Origin of the sequence: Bradyrhizobium sp. 191 (assembly GCF_023100985.1) — a bacterium.
GTDB classification, from domain to species: Bacteria; Pseudomonadota; Alphaproteobacteria; order Rhizobiales; family Xanthobacteraceae; genus Bradyrhizobium; species Bradyrhizobium diversitatis.
In genome coordinates this window covers 7,916,461-7,931,445 of the sequence record NZ_CP064692.1, presented here as the reverse complement: position 1 = coordinate 7,931,445, position 14,985 = coordinate 7,916,461, and the positions used below count along the sequence as shown (strand labels likewise).

Annotated in this window: 15 protein-coding genes; 9 read left to right on the top strand and 6 right to left on the bottom strand. The window is 64.7% G+C overall.

Features of this window, described 5'->3' with window-relative positions:
- Position 1: 1 nt before the first annotated feature.
- The 3 genes from IVB23_RS37455 to IVB23_RS37445 are packed head-to-tail and all read left to right on the top strand — an operon-like array spanning position 2 to position 3,483.
- A complete protein-coding gene (locus IVB23_RS37455) occupies positions 2-1,198 on the top strand; it encodes a CaiB/BaiF CoA-transferase family protein (RefSeq protein ID WP_247801962.1) in 1,197 nt (398 codons plus the stop codon).
- 57 nt (positions 1,199-1,255) lie between these two features.
- The gene (locus tag IVB23_RS37450; RefSeq protein ID WP_247801961.1) at positions 1,256-2,242 is read left to right on the top strand and encodes a tripartite tricarboxylate transporter substrate binding protein; all 987 of its coding nucleotides are present in this window, start codon (positions 1,256-1,258) and stop codon (positions 2,240-2,242) included.
- Positions 2,243-2,262: 20 nt separating this feature from the next.
- Positions 2,263-3,483 carry an ABC transporter substrate-binding protein gene (locus IVB23_RS37445; RefSeq protein ID WP_061881287.1) on the top strand — a complete coding sequence of 407 codons (1,221 nt, stop codon included), beginning with the start codon at positions 2,263-2,265 and terminating at the stop codon, positions 3,481-3,483.
- A gap of 122 nt (positions 3,484-3,605) precedes the next feature.
- Here IVB23_RS37445 and IVB23_RS37440 read toward each other — a convergent pair whose 3' ends face one another.
- Positions 3,606-4,103, bottom strand: a complete 498-nt coding sequence (locus IVB23_RS37440; RefSeq protein WP_197966193.1) for a ferritin-like domain-containing protein — start codon at positions 4,101-4,103, stop codon at positions 3,606-3,608.
- Positions 4,104-4,311: 208 nt separating this feature from the next.
- Here IVB23_RS37440 and IVB23_RS37435 point away from each other — a divergent pair, with 208 nt between their 5' ends.
- Positions 4,312-4,629, top strand: a complete 318-nt coding sequence (locus IVB23_RS37435) for a hypothetical protein (protein ID WP_197488748.1) — start codon at positions 4,312-4,314, stop codon at positions 4,627-4,629.
- 197 nt (positions 4,630-4,826) lie between these two features.
- Here the strand turns inward: IVB23_RS37435 and IVB23_RS37430 are convergent, their stop codons facing one another.
- The 3 genes from IVB23_RS37430 to IVB23_RS37420 all read right to left on the bottom strand — a co-directional run bounded on the left by IVB23_RS37430 (position 4,827) and on the right by IVB23_RS37420 (position 6,723).
- Positions 4,827-5,318 (bottom strand): SRPBCC family protein, encoded by a 492-nt coding sequence (locus IVB23_RS37430; RefSeq protein ID WP_197966195.1) that lies wholly within the window; start codon positions 5,316-5,318, stop codon positions 4,827-4,829.
- Positions 5,318-5,707, bottom strand: a complete 390-nt coding sequence (locus IVB23_RS37425) for a metalloregulator ArsR/SmtB family transcription factor (RefSeq protein ID WP_061881283.1) — start codon at positions 5,705-5,707, stop codon at positions 5,318-5,320. The genes IVB23_RS37430 and IVB23_RS37425 overlap by 1 nt, the downstream gene beginning before the upstream one ends.
- 311 nt (positions 5,708-6,018) lie before the next feature.
- Positions 6,019-6,723 carry an SDR family oxidoreductase gene (locus IVB23_RS37420; protein ID WP_247801960.1) on the bottom strand — a complete coding sequence of 235 codons (705 nt, stop codon included), beginning with the start codon at positions 6,721-6,723 and terminating at the stop codon, positions 6,019-6,021.
- A gap of 114 nt (positions 6,724-6,837) precedes the next feature.
- On the opposite strand from IVB23_RS37420, the gene IVB23_RS37415 reads away from it, so the two are divergent.
- Complete coding sequence (locus IVB23_RS37415; protein ID WP_247801959.1) at positions 6,838-7,680, top strand: GNAT family N-acetyltransferase; 843 nt, start codon at positions 6,838-6,840, stop codon at positions 7,678-7,680.
- Between the two features lies 1 nt (position 7,681).
- Here the strand turns inward: IVB23_RS37415 and IVB23_RS37410 are convergent, their stop codons facing one another.
- Complete coding sequence (locus tag IVB23_RS37410; protein WP_197966198.1) at positions 7,682-8,128, bottom strand: hypothetical protein; 447 nt, start codon at positions 8,126-8,128, stop codon at positions 7,682-7,684.
- Between the two features lie 285 nt (positions 8,129-8,413).
- Here IVB23_RS37410 and IVB23_RS37405 point away from each other — a divergent pair, with 285 nt between their 5' ends.
- From IVB23_RS37405 to IVB23_RS37395, 3 genes are all read left to right on the top strand, one after another.
- Positions 8,414-8,695 carry a hypothetical protein gene (locus IVB23_RS37405; protein ID WP_197966199.1) on the top strand — a complete coding sequence of 94 codons (282 nt, stop codon included), beginning with the start codon at positions 8,414-8,416 and terminating at the stop codon, positions 8,693-8,695.
- A gap of 1,029 nt (positions 8,696-9,724) precedes the next feature.
- Positions 9,725-10,996 carry an IS110 family transposase gene (locus IVB23_RS37400; protein ID WP_247799878.1) on the top strand — a complete coding sequence of 424 codons (1,272 nt, stop codon included), beginning with the start codon at positions 9,725-9,727 and terminating at the stop codon, positions 10,994-10,996.
- A 397-nt stretch (positions 10,997-11,393) separates the two neighbouring features.
- A complete protein-coding gene (locus IVB23_RS37395) occupies positions 11,394-13,247 on the top strand; it encodes a nucleotide pyrophosphatase/phosphodiesterase family protein (RefSeq protein ID WP_061882741.1) in 1,854 nt (617 codons plus the stop codon).
- Positions 13,248-13,303: 56 nt separating this feature from the next.
- Here the strand turns inward: IVB23_RS37395 and IVB23_RS37390 are convergent, their stop codons facing one another.
- Entirely contained in the window at positions 13,304-13,876 is a 573-nt protein-coding gene (locus IVB23_RS37390; protein WP_061882742.1) for a hypothetical protein, read from the bottom strand.
- Between the two features lie 393 nt (positions 13,877-14,269).
- Between IVB23_RS37390 and IVB23_RS37385 the strand changes: the two genes are divergently transcribed.
- The gene (locus IVB23_RS37385) at positions 14,270-14,929 is read left to right on the top strand and encodes a peroxiredoxin (RefSeq protein WP_061882743.1); all 660 of its coding nucleotides are present in this window, start codon (positions 14,270-14,272) and stop codon (positions 14,927-14,929) included.
- The last annotated feature ends 56 nt before the right edge of the window (positions 14,930-14,985 follow it).

Below are 14,985 nucleotides of genomic sequence, written 5' to 3'. Positions count from 1 at the left end.
CATGGCTGGGCCGCTCGAAGGATTGAAGGTTCTCGACATCGCGACGATCATCGCCGCGCCGTTCGCCGCCACGCTGCTGGCCGACTACGGCGCGGACGTGCTCAAGATCGAGATGCCCGGGCATGGCGACGGCGTGCGGTCGTTTCCGCCGTTCAAGGACGGCAAGCCGCTGTGGTGGAAGGCCGCCAACCGCAACAAGAAGTTTGCCACGCTCGACCTGCGCACGCCGGAAGGGCTTGCGCTGTTCAAGCAGCTGCTTCCGCGCTTCGACGTGCTGATCGAGAATTTTCGTCCGGGAACGCTGGATCGCTGGGGCCTTCCCAAGGAGGTGCTGTGGTCGATCCAGCCGCGCCTCGTGATTCTGCGCGCCACCGCCTTCGGGCAGGACGGCCCCTATCGCGAGCGCCCCGGCTTCGCCCGCATCTTCGAGGCCATGGGCGGACTCACCTACATCACCGGCGAGAGCGAGGGCGAGCCGACCCATCCCGGATATCCGATCGGGGATTCGATCGGCGGCCTGTTCGGCGCCGTCGGCGTGCTCGCGGCTCTATGGAAGCGGGCACGCGATCCGCATGCGCCGGGCGAGGAGATCGATCTCGCACTGACCGAGGCCGTATTCCGCCTGCTCGACGTTCTCGCCATCGAGCATGACCAGCTCGGCGCCGTTCGAGAGCGGATCGGCAACGCCAACGGCTATTCGGCGCCGGCCGCCGTGTTTCGCACCAGCGACGATCACTGGGTGACGCTCGCAGGTTCGACCAACGCCCTCTTTGCCGCGAACTGCCGGGCGATCGGCCGGCCCGACCTCGTCGATGATCCGCGCTTTGCCAGCAACGGCCAGCGCGTCAAGCACGCCGCCGAGCTCAACGACATCTTCGCGGCCTGGTGCGCCGCCCATCCCCTCGACGAGGTCCTCGCGAGGTTCAACGCCGCGCAGGGAACGCTCGCCCCGATCTATTCGATCGATCAGATCGCCGCCGACCCGCAGGTGCAGGCGCGCGAGGTGATCACCCGCGTTGCCGACCGGGATTTCGGCACGGTCGCCATGACCAATGCCGTTCCTCGCTTCACCGTCGACCCCGCGCGGTTGCGTCACGCCGCGGGCGACGTCGGCCAGGACAATGACGAGGTGTTCCGGAACTGGCTCGGCCTGTCGGACCATGAGATCGAACAGCTCACCCAACGAAAGGTGATCTGACGTCGCAAGAAGACCAACAACACAAGAACACCAACAACAAGAGGGAGGACGACAACGGTGGCATCATTCAAGGTCACACGCCGAATCCTGCTGGGCACGATCGCAGGCGGCCTCGCAGCAGGATCAGGCTTGGCGGCGCATGCCGAGGACGCCTGGCCGTCGCGCATGGTGCGGCTGATCTCGCCCTACGGGCCCGGCGGCTCCAACGACATCTCGCTGCGCCTGCTGGCCGAGGAGTTCGGCCGCAGCCTGCGTCAGCAGTTCATCGTCGAGAATAAGCCGGGTGCCGGCACGCGCATCGCCAACGACATGGTCGCCCATGCGCCGGGCGACGGCTACACGATCCTGTACGTCGCGGCGCCCTACGCGACCGCCGAGGCGCTGTTCGGCAAGCTGACCTATGACCGCAAGGATCTGCAGCCGGTGGCGATGGCGGTGATCGCGCCGTTGTTCCTCATCATCAGTGCCGACGCGCCGTTCAAGACGCTGCCCGAGTTGATCGCCTACGGCAAATCGAAACCGGACGGGCTGACCTTCGCCTCTCCCGGCGCCGGCTCGCAGCCGCACCTCGCCGGAGAGCTTCTGTTCCGCGATGCCGGCGTCAAGGGGCTGAACATCCCGTTCCGGGGCGATGCGGCCTCCTACACCGAGCTGCTCGCCGGCCGCGTCGATGCGACGCTGACGGCGCTGCCGACCGCCCTGCCCTACATCCAGAGCGGCAAGTTCACCGTGCTCGGCGTCGCCTCGCCCGAGCGCAGCGCGCTCTATCCGCAGGCGCCGACGCTGCGCGAGCAGGGCTTTCCCAACGTGGCCGCCGCCGGGTGGTACGGCTTCATGGTGCCGTCCACGACACCGCGCGCGATCGTCGACAAGCTCCAGGCCGAGGTTCTGCGCGCGCTCGCCGAACCCGCAATCAAGGACAAGCTGACCGCCCAAGGCCTCGAAGTGCGCGCCGGCACTGCGGCCGAGTTCGGCCGGTTCATCGACAACGAGACGCAGAAGTGGACCAGGCTGATCCGCGACGCCGGCCTCAAGGGCGAATAGCAAGCGGGAGGGACAAGCACATGACTAGCACTCTTCTCAAACGCATCGCAGCTTCCGCGCTGCTCCTCGCGCTCTCGATCACGGCAGCGCAGGCGCAGAAGAAATACGACCCCGGCGCGTCCGACACCGCAATCAAGGTCGGCCAGACCGTGCCGCTCAGCGGCCCGGCCTCGGCCTACGCCGTGATCGGCAAGACCCAGGCCGCCTATATGCGGATGATCAACGACCAGGGCGGCGTCAACGGCCGCAAGGTGGAGCTGATCCAGTATGACGACGCCTATTCGCCGCCGAAAACGGTGGAGCAGACCCGCAGGCTGGTCGAAAGCGACGAGGTGCTGCTGACGTTCCAGATCATCGGCACGGCGCCGAACGTCGCCGTACAGAAATATCTCAACGCCAGGAAAATCCCGCAGCTCTTCGCAGCGACCGGCGCGGCGCGCTTCACCGACCCGAAGAACTTCCCGTGGACGATGGGCTTCAACCCGTCCTACCTCGTCGAGGGCCGCATCTACGCGCAGTACCTGCTGAAGAACCACCCGAACGCGAAAATCGGCGTGCTCTACCAGAACGACGACCTCGGCAAGGATTATCTCGCCGGCCTCAAGGCCGGCCTCGGCGAGAAGGCGAACATGGTCGTGGCCGAGACCTCCTACGAGATCACCGAGCCGACCATCGACTCGCAGATCCTGCGGCTGAGGGACGCGGGTGCCGACGTGCTGTTCAGCGCGACGACGCCGAAGCAGGCGGCCCAGGCGATCAAGAAGGTCGCCGAGATCGGCTGGAAGCCGCTGCACATCATCGACATCAACGCCTCCTCGGTCAGCGCCGTGCTGAAGCCCGCGGGGCTCGACAACTCGAAGGGCGTCGTCAGCGTCGGTTACGTCAAGGATGCCGCCGATCCCGAATGGAAGGACGATGCCGGCATGAAGCGCTATTTCGCCTTCATGGCGAAGTACTATCCCGAAGGCGACAAGGATTCGAACCTGAATGTCTATGGCTACATCACCGCGCAGCTGCTGGTGCAGGTGCTGAAGCAGTGCGGCGACGATCTCACCCGCGACAATGTCATGCGACAGGCGGCCAACCTCAAAAACGTCGAACTCGACCTGACGCTCCCGGGGATCTCGGTCACGACCTCGCCGACCGATTATCGGGTCAACAAGCAGTTCCAGATGGTGCAGTTCGACGGCCTGCGCTGGCAGAAGCTCGGTGACATCGTGTCGGATGAGGCCAGGGAGTGAGACGGCGAGAGGCCGTTTGGCCGTGATCGTTCCTGCCGGTCAACGCACGCAAAGCAAAGGCACGAAAGAGCCACCGGCCGCCCTGGCGCGCCGGTGGTTCGATATCGGCGGGAATCTCCGAGCTACGCGGCCTGGCGCTGATGCGTCAGGTACTCCATCGTCACCTTCTCGACATTGGAGTCGATCCAGGCCGCCATGCGCTGCTCTTCCTGCAACGACGTCTCGAGCGGCGCCTTGGCCTCCGGCATGCCGGCGGCGGCGCAGAGCGCGAGCAGCGACTTGTAGGCGGCGATCTCGAAATTCTCGAACGCATTGTTCGCGAAGGTGTTCTTGAGAATCTCGTCGCCCGCAGCCGAATGCGCCATGGCCGTCATGTTGGCCATCACCGACTGCGCCGTGTCCTTCAGTGTCGACGTGCTCTCGCCACAGGCTTCCAGGCATTTCTCCAGCCGGCGCAATTGCTCGTTGGTCTCCTGAAGGTGAGCGGTGACCTTCGCCTTGACCTCGGGATAGTCGTCGAGCCGCTCTGACTGGCGCTCCATCAATTCTCGCGCCTGTACTTCCATCGCATGCGCATTGCGTAGTCCCACCACGAACGTATCGCGGGCTGCATTGGCCATCTTCCTGTCCTCCGTTTTGACTGGCTTCGTTCGCGCAAACCGGGAAGCACGGGCGATTGTTCCTAGGAGGACCGGGCTGATTGCCGCAGGAGACCCGACTATCTCACGCGCGTTCCGGCCAAAGATCGCTTTGCCTTCTCATCGACGAGCATAGGAACAGTCGCCGCCGCGTACGATTGGTTCGCCGTAGACATCAAGGAGAAACAACATGCGTAAGACTGTTCTGACGATCTTCACAGCTGCGATGCTGGCCGGCGCTTCGGTCGGCGCAGCGTTCGCACAAGGCGCCGGCGGTGGCGGCGGTGCTGGCGGAGCCGGCGGCGGCGCAGGTGGTGCAGGCGCCGGTGCTGGCGCGGGTGCCGGTGGCGGCGCTGGAGCCGGAGCAGGCTCGGGCAGCGGCGGTGCGGGTAGCGCCGGCGGCGGCGGTGGCGTCACGCATGTCGAGCGTGGCGGACAAGGCGCTTCCAGCCCTCCGGGCATGCGCAATGAAACCACTCCACGATCCGACGGTACAACGCGGCGCTAGGAGAGCGGCGGCGACCCAACCCGGGGCTTCATTGCACAACTGCAGTGAAGCAGATGCAGGAGCCCCCGAGTCACCAACGCGCTCACGTGACCCTGCGCGAGGCAAGCCGCCAGCTGCGACGACGGCTTGCCTCGCAGACCGCGCTTACCCCGTCATTCCGGGCACGCCCCATTGAGCGTGCCGGAATGACGCTGCCCTCACCGGCTCATGGCGGCGACATAGGCGGCAAGCTTGTCCAGCGTCTGGTAGCCGTATTCGACGGCGCCGAAGCCGATCATGCCGTCGCGCTGCTCGGTGCTCGAGGCCAGCTGGCGCATCATCAGAACGGTCTTGCCGTTGCTCTGTTCGGCAAAGGTGACGGTGAAGCGGAACATGCCGGGATCATCGTCCTGGTCGAGGCCGTGATCCATCTCCATCAGAGAAGGCCGTTCGATGCGGCGGAACCGCATGCGGTTCGGGTACACCGTGCCGTCGGGACCGATCATGTTGAAGCGCCAGACGCCGCCGACGCGCACGTCGATCTCGAAGGTCTCGACCTTGAATCCTTTCGGCCCGAACCATTGCGGCAGATGCTTCGGGTTGGACCACGCCTCGAACACCAGATCGCGCGGCGCGTCGATCACGCGCGACATCACGATCTCGCGGTCGAGCGACCATTGCGACAGGGCGGGATTGGCAGAATTGGTCATCACTCGGAACCTTTCCGTTTGGTTGTTCGGGACGGCCGCTTGGCGCCCGCCCTCTCCTTCTCTTTCTTGAGTTTCATCACGTAGGCCTCGAACCGGTCGAGCCGCGCCTCCCACACCGCGCGCTGCTGCTGGAACCAATCCTCCGCGCCCAGAAGCGCATCTGGACTGAGACGGCAGGTGCGCACGCGGCCGGTTTTCTCCGACAGAACGAGCCCGCTCGTCTCCAGCACGTGGATGTGTTTCATGAAGCTCGGCAGCGCCATGTCGAAGGGATCGGCGAGCTCGCCGACCGACGCCTCGCCCGCGCAGAGCCGCATCACGATCGCCCGCCGCGTAGGGTCGGCGAGCGCTGCGAAAACATGGTCGAGGCGGGACGATTGGTTAGCCATGACGCTAACTATAGCGCCGTCGTGCCGCGCGGTCAATATTCGTTAGCTCATCGGCTAAGTATTTTGTCGGGCACGTAACTGCCCCGCCTCAGATCCCAGGGCAACGGCATATGGCTTTTGGAAAGACCTGAGCGCGCGCCTCGTCCTTCGAGACGACCGCTTCCGCGGTCCCTCAGGATGAGGCTAACCGGGCATCCGCGCCTGCCAAAATAGCCGCCACACACTCCGCCCTCATCCTGTGGGCCCGCCGAAGGCGGGCGTCTCGAAGGATGCGCCGCAAGGGACACGCCACCATATGCGATAGCCCCGCCTCAGACCGAGCGCGTCAGACCGCCGTCGACGCGGATGTTCTGGCCGGTGATGTAGGCCGCGCCGTCGGAGGCGAGGAACGATATCGTCGCCGCGATCTCCTCGACCTTGCCGTAGCGCTTCAGCGGCACGCTGTCGCGTCGCGCGTCCTGCTGCGGCAGGCTGTCGATCCAGCCCGGCAGGACGTTGTTCATGCGAATGTTGTCGGCGGCGTAAGTGTCGGTGAAGATCTTGGTGAAGGCGGCAAGGCCGGCGCGGAACACCGCCGAGGTCGGGAACATCGCGCTTGGCTCGAACGCCCAGGCCGTCGAGATGTTGATGATGGCGCCGCCCTTCTGCGCCTGCATCACCGGCGTCACCAGCCGCGTCGGACGGATCACGTTCAGCAGATAGGTGTCGAGGCCGGCGTGCCACTGCTCGTCGGTGATCTCGGTGATGGGCGCACGCGGCCCGTGCCCGGCGCTGTTGACGAGCACGTCGATCCGCCCCCACTTCGCCATCGCGGCGTCGACGAGGCGCTTCAGATCGTCGTTCGACTGGTTCGAGCCGGTGATGCCGCAGCCGCCGAGCTCGGCCGCCAGCGCCTCGCCCTTGCCGGAGGACGACAGGATCGCGACGCGAAACCCGTCCGCTGCCAGCCGGCGTGCAGCTCCCGCCCCCATGCCGCTGCCGCCGGCGGTAACGAGCGCGACCTTCTCTGCTGCCATGACCGATCATCCCTGTGTTGAGGCGAGCCGCAGGCTCGGCCTATCATGGGGCCTTCTACAGCCAGACCTCGCGGCAGGTCCATGGTCGAGGGCATCCATCATGAGCGACTCGAGATGAGTGATCTGCAGATCCGCAATCTGCGCCCCGAGGAAATCGCCCTCGCCGTCGACTGGGCCGCGGCCGAGGGCTGGAATCCGGGCCTGGCCGATGCCGCCTGCTTCGCCGTCCCCGATCCGCAAGGCTTCTTCGTCGGCGAGAGCGACGGCGAGCCGGTCGCGACCGTCTCCTGCGTCAATTACGACGAGCGCTTCGCCTTCCTCGGCTTCTACATCGTGCGCCAGCGCTTTCGCGGCGCCGGCCATGGCCTGCGCATCTGGAACGCAGCGATCGCGCATGCGGGCGGGCGCGTGATCGGGCTCGACGGCGTCGTGGCGCAGCAGGACAATTACAAGAGGTCCGGCTTCCAGCTCGCTTACGCCAATATCCGCTATGGCGGCGTCGCGGCCGCGCCACCGAGGCCACCTGCCGAGGTCGTCGCCCTCGACAAGGTCCCATTTGCAATGGTTGAAGCCGACGACGCCACCGTGTTCCCTGCCGCGCGCGGCGGCTTTCTGCGCGCCTGGATCAACACATCAGGCCATATCGGCCATGCGCTGCTGCGCGGTGGCAGGCTAGCCGCATGGGGCGTGATCCGTCCGTGCCGGACGGGCTACAAGATCGGCCCGCTCGTCGCCGACAATCGCGCGGCGGCGGAAACCGTCATGCAGGCCTTGCTGGTAAGCACGCGCGGCGGCGAAATTTTCCTCGACGTTCCCGCCGTCAACCGCGAAGCGATTGCGCTCGCGGAGTCGCTCGGCCTGATGCCGGTTTTCGAGACGGCGCGGATGTACACCGGGCCGATCCCGCCGCTGCGCATCGACCGCGTCTTCGGCGTGACCAGCTTCGAGCTGGGTTAGCTCAGTAGCAGCGCATGATGTTGACGGTGTGCTCGCTGCCGCCGCGGCCGGGCACGGTCACCTGCTCCGTCGGGCAGCTCGGCACATAGGGCCGGTTGGACGGCACGACGTTCGGCGGGTAGCGATGCGTCCAGTCCCAGGGAACATCATAGGTGTAGGTGTAACGCACGTCGCGGGAGAGTGGCTGGGCGGCATCAACAAAGGGCTGGCTGTAGCCAGCGCCATCATACAAGAAGCTGCCGCCGCCCGGCCAATAGACCCACGGAGCGCTGCGGCGATGGAACCGGGCGCCCGGCGCGATCGGCGGACGTGCTCCAACCGGCGGCGCGGTGGCAACGACACCGGGCGCCGCGGCGACAGCGGGTCCGGCAGAGCTGTCACTTGCAGTCAGGAGCAGCGCGGCTGCGCTGAGCGAGGCGAACAACGCCCCATGTGATCTGGCAATCATGATACGCACCACACTCGTTTGGCTTCGCGATAGCGGCTCCCCGCAGGAGGCTAGGCCGGGCTGCCGCCCACCCGCAAACATATATTTAACTATTGGTTAAGGCACGCGATTAGGGGGGAACATGGTGCGGCAGAACGCCCGGGATTCTCATCTCGTTTCAGCCACTTCGTTCCGCGGCGGGCGCATCATAACCAGTTGATTGGAGTTGACCGCTCCTGGCCCATGCGTCCGGAACGCTCCCGCATTGCAACCGTTGGCCCCCGACACAAGCAAGGAGCATCTCCAATGCAGAACAAGTCAAAACTCCTCTGCCTGGTCACGGCATCACTGGTCGCGGGCACCGCGGCCGCCTCGGCGCAGGGCTACGATTGGAACGGCCGGTCCGTGGGCTGGGACCGCACGGCGCCCGCCTATGAACCAGTTCAGCCGCGCGCATACTATCCGGACGTGGCCGGGCCGTATGGCGCACTCAACGGCACCAACCATCCAACTCCGAGTTCGACGCAGGGCGATGTCGGCCCTGGCGGCAACAACAACGGCACGCTGACCGGCAGATATCGCTGGTAAGATCGCCTGACGCGAGGCCCACCGTCCGTAGCGGGCGGTGGGCCTTCGTCCGTCAGCGGCCTGCCGCCCGCGCAGCCGACCGCACCGGGTCGCGTCTCCGGGCACAATCCCTTGCGTTGCCTGTCGGGCAAAACACCCAAACCGTCGGTCAAGACGCCTCGCCGAAAATATTCCGCTTTACCGAAATTCGGAAACGGCGTATGTGTCGCCGCAACCCGGCCCATGGAAGAGGGGCGTATCGCGATCGTCACGAACGCGGGCCGGGCGGCGGTGGACGCAGATGGCGTTGGCACGAACGGGCTTGCAGGGCGGGAGACCGTGAGCAAGGTCGTCGTGCATGCGACCGGTGCCATCAGCGTACGGCAAAATCGTGTGGTCCTGGCGCCCGGGGTCTGTGCGCCAAGTCTTGCGGTGACGTTGCGGCCCGACCGGGCTCGCAGCGTCAGTCATCCGCAAGGCGACGGGGGCAATAGTGCATCGCTCCCCGGGGAGATCACGACATAAGCCGTAAAACCACTGCGCAGGGAAGGCCGGGATGTCTCCGGTTGCCCTGTTACCCGCTATGCATCGAAGCGCACGCAGTTTGCGTCCGGCATGGCGGTCGATGGGAGCCAACCGGCTCCCGGCCTTCCCTGCGCCCTCTTTCATTTGAGGGCGAGACAACCAAGCAAAGCTCGGGCGAGATGAGCCGCGAGAACGAGAAGATGTGTCTGCAGGTGAGATGCGAATCGAAAGAGCGATGTCCGCCGCCGCCCCTACACTCCGTCATTGCGAGTTGGGACCGGCATTGAGGAGCCGACGCGCGCTGGATGAAACTGTCGGAGCGTGGGCAAATGCGGTATTTTGAGAGGCCGTCGGCAAAGAGGTCGATTACTCTCTGGTGCGCGAGAGCCCGGTTGCGAGTTGGACCCGGGTTGCCTGGATAACCCACACTGGCGCGGAGGGGCTGCATGGCCCTCGAGCACGCTTCCTAGCATTCTTTTCTGACAGGCGCCTATGCCGCCGGCGCTAACTGTTGAGGAGAGGAGCATGGATATTTTGTATGAGCGGGTGGCGGGGCTGGATGTACACAGGGACACGGTCGTGGCCTGCGTGCGGATCATGGTCGATGGCAAGGCGCAGCGGGAGTGCCGGACTTTTGCGGCCACGACGGACCCGCTCGTGGAGCTGAGAAGGTGGCTGGAAGAAAGCCGGTGCACGCATGTGGCGGTGGAGGCGACGGGCGTCTACTGGATGCCGGTGTTCCGGATCCTGGGCGAAGGCGCCTTTGAATTGATCGTCGCCAATGCGGCGCATATCAAGAATGTGCCGGGACGCAAGACCGACATGAACGATGCGATGTGGATCGCCGATCTGTTGGCCTGCGGGCTGATCAAAGGCAGCTTCATTCCCGAGGAGAAGGTACAGGAGCTGCGCGCGCTGACGCGAACGCGCAAGCAACTGGTGCGCGAGCAGGCGCGGCACGTGCAGCGGATCGACAAGACGCTGGCGGAAGCCAACATCAAGCTCGGCTCGGTGATCTCCGACATCATGGGCGCGAGCGGCCGGCGGATCATCCAGGCGATGATCGACGGCGTCCGGCAGCCGAACAAGCTGGCCGAGCTTGCCGGCAAGCAGCTCAAGGCGTCGCCGAAGGAGCTTTACGATGCGTTGCACGGGCGCCTGACGGATCACCATCGCTTTCTGCTCGCGCTTCACCTGAAGCAACGCGATGGTCTGGATGAGACGATCCGCAAGCTTGATGTCGAAATCGCTCAGCGGATCGAGGGCATGGAAGCGGAGGCAGGCGGTGGCAAGATCCCCTTTCGCCACTTGATCGGATTGTTGACCACGGTCCCCGGGATCAGCGCGGTGGCAGCGCCGGCAATTTTATCCGAGATCGGCGCCGATATGAGCCGCTTCGAGACTGCCGGCCATCTCGTTGCCTGGGCCGGCCTGTGCCCCGGGCAGAACGAGAGCGCCGGCAAGCGCAAGTCCTCGCGCCTGCGCAAGGGGGCGCCGTGGCTCAAGACGATGCTCGTTCAATGTGCTTGGGCCGCCAAGCGCTCAAAGAACAGTTACTACCGAGCGCAGTTCTTCCGCTTGCAGGCCAGACGCGGACCTCAAAAAGCCATCTGCGCTGTCGCCGCCTCGCTCCTCACCGCCATCTACCACATCCTCAAAAACGGCACCGAGCACCACGACCTCGGCGCCGCCTACTTCGACCGTCGGCCCACCGAGGTCAAGGCAAGCCGCTTGGTCGCGCGCCTCAAAAAGCTCGGCTTCACCGTCCAACTCCAGCACATCGCGGAGGCGGCCTGACCCTAAACAACCAGCAGTTTCTTCCTAGCGCAGCGAAGCAATCCAGAGTCTTTCCGCGGAGGGATTCTGGATTGCTTCGCTGCGCTCGCAATGACGGCGTTGATGCAGTTGCGCGCGAACACTCCGCTCTCGTGCCCCGGACGCAGCGGCAGCGCGAAGCGATGCGCTGCAGAGCCGGGGCCCATGTTGTAGCGACCCGTGCGGCCTCCAGGGTCCCGGCTCTGCGCAGCAACGCTTATGCGTTGCAGCTTGTCCGGGACACGAGAGTGACGACAGCGTCCCTCCCCAGCCCTTGCAGCGGCAACGGGCCTTGTAACAAGACTGTCATCCCGCGAAACTAAACGAAGCTAGGGGGCCGCGGTCGCGGCCACGCCGCCTTCACCGCTAGGAGATCCTGATGCGCCGTTCACTGGTGTTGCTATCCGCCGGACTGACCGTGCTGTCCACCGGACTGGCCTCTGCCCAGAACAGCACGCCCCGCAACCTGATCCTGTTCATTCCCGACGGTCTGCGTGCGCTGAAGGTCACGCCGGAAACCGCGCCGGCGATGGCCGAAGTCCGCGACAAGGGCGTCAACTTCAAGAACCCGCATTCGCTGTTCCCGACCTTCACCATGGCCAACGGCTCGGCGATGTCGACAGGTCATTATCTCGGCGACACCGGCGTGTTCTCCAACACGATCTGGACCAACTACACCTCCGCACCCGCCGGTGACACCGTCGTCCCCTTCATCGAGAACGACGCCGTGCTCGGCGACATCGACGAGCATTTCAAGGGCGACTACCTCAACGAAGAGACCATCCTGAAGATGGCTCGCGACAAGGGGCTAAGCACCGCGGCGATCGGCAAGGTCGGCCCGACCTACCAGTTCGACCACACCGACAAGCCTGAAAAGCCCGGCCAGCATTCGATCGTGTTCGACGATTCCACCGGCGGCAAGAACGGTGTCGCATTGTCCGACGAGGTGAAGGACGCCTTGACCAAGGCCGGCCTGCCCCTCGCCACGCCGCCGCGCGGTGACAACTCCAAGGCGGGCGATGCCAGGACGCCGGGCACCACGGTCGCAAACGTCGCGCAGCAGGCCTATTTCGCCGACGTCGCCGCCAAGGTGGTGCTGCCGATGTTCAGGGCGCGCAACAAGCCGTTCGTGCTGGTGTTCTGGTCGCGCGATCCTGACGGCAGCCAGCACAATACCGGCGACAGCCTCAACCAGATCATGCCCGGCATCAACGGGCCGACCTCGATGGCCGGCATCAAGAACGCCGACACCAACCTCGCCCAGCTTCGCAAGGCACTCGACGAGCTCGGGCTCGCGGCCTCGACCAACATCATCGTCTCGGCCGACCACGGCTTCTCGACCATCTCCAAGGAGAGCAAGTCCAGCCCCTCGGCCAAGGTCGGCTATGACGACACGCCGAAGGACTTCCTGCCGATGGGCTTCCTGGCGCTCGATCTTGCGAAAGCGCTCGATCTGCCCCTGTTCGATCCCAACGACAAGAACGCGAAGATCGAAGGCAACAAGCATCCCAGGGCGGGCAACGGCGTGCTCGGCAAGGATCCGGAGAAGCCCGATCTCGTCGTCGCCACCAATGGCGGCTCCGACCTGATCTATCTGCCGAACAAGGACAAGAAGCTGGCGGCGAAGACGATCAAGGCACTGCTCGAACAGGATTACGTGTCCGGCCTGTTCGTCGAGGACTCGCTCGGCCGCTTCCCCGGCACGCTGCCGCTGTCGAGCATCAACCTGCGCGGCAAGGCGGCGACGCCGACGCCGTCGATCGTCGTCAACTTCCGCTCCTATGCCAGCGATTGCGGCGAGGCGCCGACCAACTGCTCGGTGCAGGTTGCCGATACCGTGCTGCGCCAGGGCCAGGGCATGCATGGCAGCTTCAGCCGCGGCGACACCATGAATTTCATGGCCGCGATCGGTCCGGACTTCAAGGCGGGCTATGTCGACGAGATTCCGGTCAGCAATGCCGACGTCGGCATGACGGCCGCCCGGCTGATGGGCCTGCGCGGCTCGCAGAACGGCGGCCTGATCGGCCGCGTGATGTCGGAAGCCATGCCCAACGGCGTTGTGCCGAAGGCTTTTGTCGGCACGCTGAAGTCCAAGCCCGCCGAGGGCGGCCTGATGACGGTGCTGAACTTCCAGCGCGTCGGCAGCCAGCGCTATTTCGATGCCGCCGGTTTTCCGGGCCGCACGCTCGGGCTCGAGCCTGACACCGGCAAACAAAAAACGGCGGGGAAATGACCCCGCCGCTTCATCGAGCGCGCGATTGAGGCGCGCAAACTCACATGCCCCGTCTCTTACATCCCAATGTCGAACACGTTCGGCAATTGGCCCGCCAGAGGCAGCGCGGTGGCGCCGAGGAAGGTCGCCACCATCGCCATCAGGCGACGGTTGTTCTGGCGCTTGCCGCGCATCTGGCCGGCGATCCACTCCAGCATCTCGCTGTTGACCTTGGACGCATAGGACGGCGCCCAGCTCTCTATCTCGGTGTCGGCCGACAGCGCGACGCTGCGCGGCGGCACCTTCATGCCCGAGGCACTGGCGGCATAATGGGCAACGGCCTTGGCAAGCAGGTCGTCGAACCGGCCACCATCGGTGCGCTCGGTCGCGGCCTCGTTGATCTCGAACAGCACTTCGGCTTCGGCGCGGCTGACCGGCTGGTCGTTGACGGCGGTGGCGGTGAGGATGCGCGCGCACCAGGCGGTGTCATCGGCATCCAGCGAACGGGAGAAATGCACCCTTCCCTTGGTCGTGGGGCCTTCGCCCGTGATCACGCCGTCGCGCACGATGCTCAGCGCATGGGCCGCAGTATCGCGGCAGGATGGTTCGAGGGACGACGACTCGGTAGGCTTAGGCGCAGCGGCAGACATAGTTCACTTCCAGACTTCTTCTGATCGGCCAGCATTTCCATGCCGGCGTAAAGGGGTGGTTAACGATTCGATACGGGTATCGCGACTTTTCGAGATGGTTGCCAATTGGTCGCTGTCAGGACCAATCTGGTTCTAGGACGCGCCGGGCGGGCGTGATGGAAGTCATAAAAGGCATTATCGGGGCGAGCGAGACCGTGTGACCCCGGGTGGAGCCGTTTCGCCGCAGGTGCGGCTGTAACAATAAGTTGCTAGAAAATCGGCCCTTCAGGGAAGGAATTCACATTTTACTTGAGCCGGTTCAGTTGGCGTTCACTTGGTCTTGTAAGGCCCCTATAATGAGGACAACGGCCAGAGACGAATTCCCAAGTAGATTCAATGCGATGAGGTAAAATCATGACACTTCCGATCGGCACCACCGCACCCGACTTCGAAGCCGAGACCACCGAAGGGAAGATCAAGTTCCATGACTGGATCGGCAACAGCTGGGCACTGCTGTTCTCGCACCCGAAGGACTTCACGCCGGTTTGTACGACCGAGCTTGGCGCTCTCGCCAAATTGAAGCCGGAGTTCGACAAGCGTGGCGTCAAGCTGATGGGACTCTCGGTCGATCCGGTCGGCAACCATGCCAGATGGTCGGAAGACATCAAGGAGACCCAAGGCGCCGCACCGAACTATCCGATGATCGGCGACACCGATTACAACGTCTCCAAGCTCTACGGCATGCTGCCGGCCTCGACCTCGGGCGATCCCCTCACCCGTACGCCGGCCGACAACCAGACTGTCCGCAACGTCTTCATCATCGGCCCGGACAAGAAGATCAAGCTGGTGCTGGTCTATCCGATGACCACCGGGCGGAACTTCCAGGAGATCCTGCGCGTCATCGACTCGCTCCAGCTCACCGCCAAGCATCGCGTTGCCACGCCGGCCGACTGGTCGCAGGGCGATGACGTCATCATCGCGGGCTCGGTGTCCAACGACGAGGCCAAGACGATCTACCCGCAGGGCTGGAAAGAGCCGAAGCCCTACATCCGCATCGTGCCGCAGCCGAAATAACCAACTGTCATCCCGGGATGGTCCAAAGGACCAGACCCGGGATCTCGAGATTCTCT

What these genes read in the sequence shown, in the direction of transcription:
- IVB23_RS37430 (WP_197966195.1), bottom strand. Translation starts at nt 5,318, where the DNA reads ATGACCAATTCTGCCAATCCCGCCCTGTCGCAATGGTCGCTCGACCGC.
- IVB23_RS37445 (WP_061881287.1), top strand. Translation starts at nt 2,263, where the DNA reads ATGACTAGCACTCTTCTCAAACGCATCGCAGCTTCCGCGCTGCTCCTC.
- IVB23_RS37405 (WP_197966199.1), top strand. Translation starts at nt 8,414, where the DNA reads ATGCAGAACAAGTCAAAACTCCTCTGCCTGGTCACGGCATCACTGGTC.
- IVB23_RS37400 (WP_247799878.1), top strand. Translation starts at nt 9,725, where the DNA reads ATGGATATTTTGTATGAGCGGGTGGCGGGGCTGGATGTACACAGGGAC.
- IVB23_RS37410 (WP_197966198.1), bottom strand. Translation starts at nt 8,128, where the DNA reads ATGATTGCCAGATCACATGGGGCGTTGTTCGCCTCGCTCAGCGCAGCC.
- IVB23_RS37420 (WP_247801960.1), bottom strand. Translation starts at nt 6,723, where the DNA reads ATGGCAGCAGAGAAGGTCGCGCTCGTTACCGCCGGCGGCAGCGGCATG.
- IVB23_RS37455 (WP_247801962.1), top strand. Translation starts at nt 2, where the DNA reads ATGGCTGGGCCGCTCGAAGGATTGAAGGTTCTCGACATCGCGACGATC.
- IVB23_RS37415 (WP_247801959.1), top strand. Translation starts at nt 6,838, where the DNA reads ATGAGTGATCTGCAGATCCGCAATCTGCGCCCCGAGGAAATCGCCCTC.
- IVB23_RS37395 (WP_061882741.1), top strand. Translation starts at nt 11,394, where the DNA reads ATGCGCCGTTCACTGGTGTTGCTATCCGCCGGACTGACCGTGCTGTCC.
- IVB23_RS37390 (WP_061882742.1), bottom strand. Translation starts at nt 13,876, where the DNA reads ATGTCTGCCGCTGCGCCTAAGCCTACCGAGTCGTCGTCCCTCGAACCA.
- IVB23_RS37440 (WP_197966193.1), bottom strand. Translation starts at nt 4,103, where the DNA reads ATGGCCAATGCAGCCCGCGATACGTTCGTGGTGGGACTACGCAATGCG.
- IVB23_RS37425 (WP_061881283.1), bottom strand. Translation starts at nt 5,707, where the DNA reads ATGGCTAACCAATCGTCCCGCCTCGACCATGTTTTCGCAGCGCTCGCC.
- IVB23_RS37385 (WP_061882743.1), top strand. Translation starts at nt 14,270, where the DNA reads ATGACACTTCCGATCGGCACCACCGCACCCGACTTCGAAGCCGAGACC.
- IVB23_RS37435 (WP_197488748.1), top strand. Translation starts at nt 4,312, where the DNA reads ATGCGTAAGACTGTTCTGACGATCTTCACAGCTGCGATGCTGGCCGGC.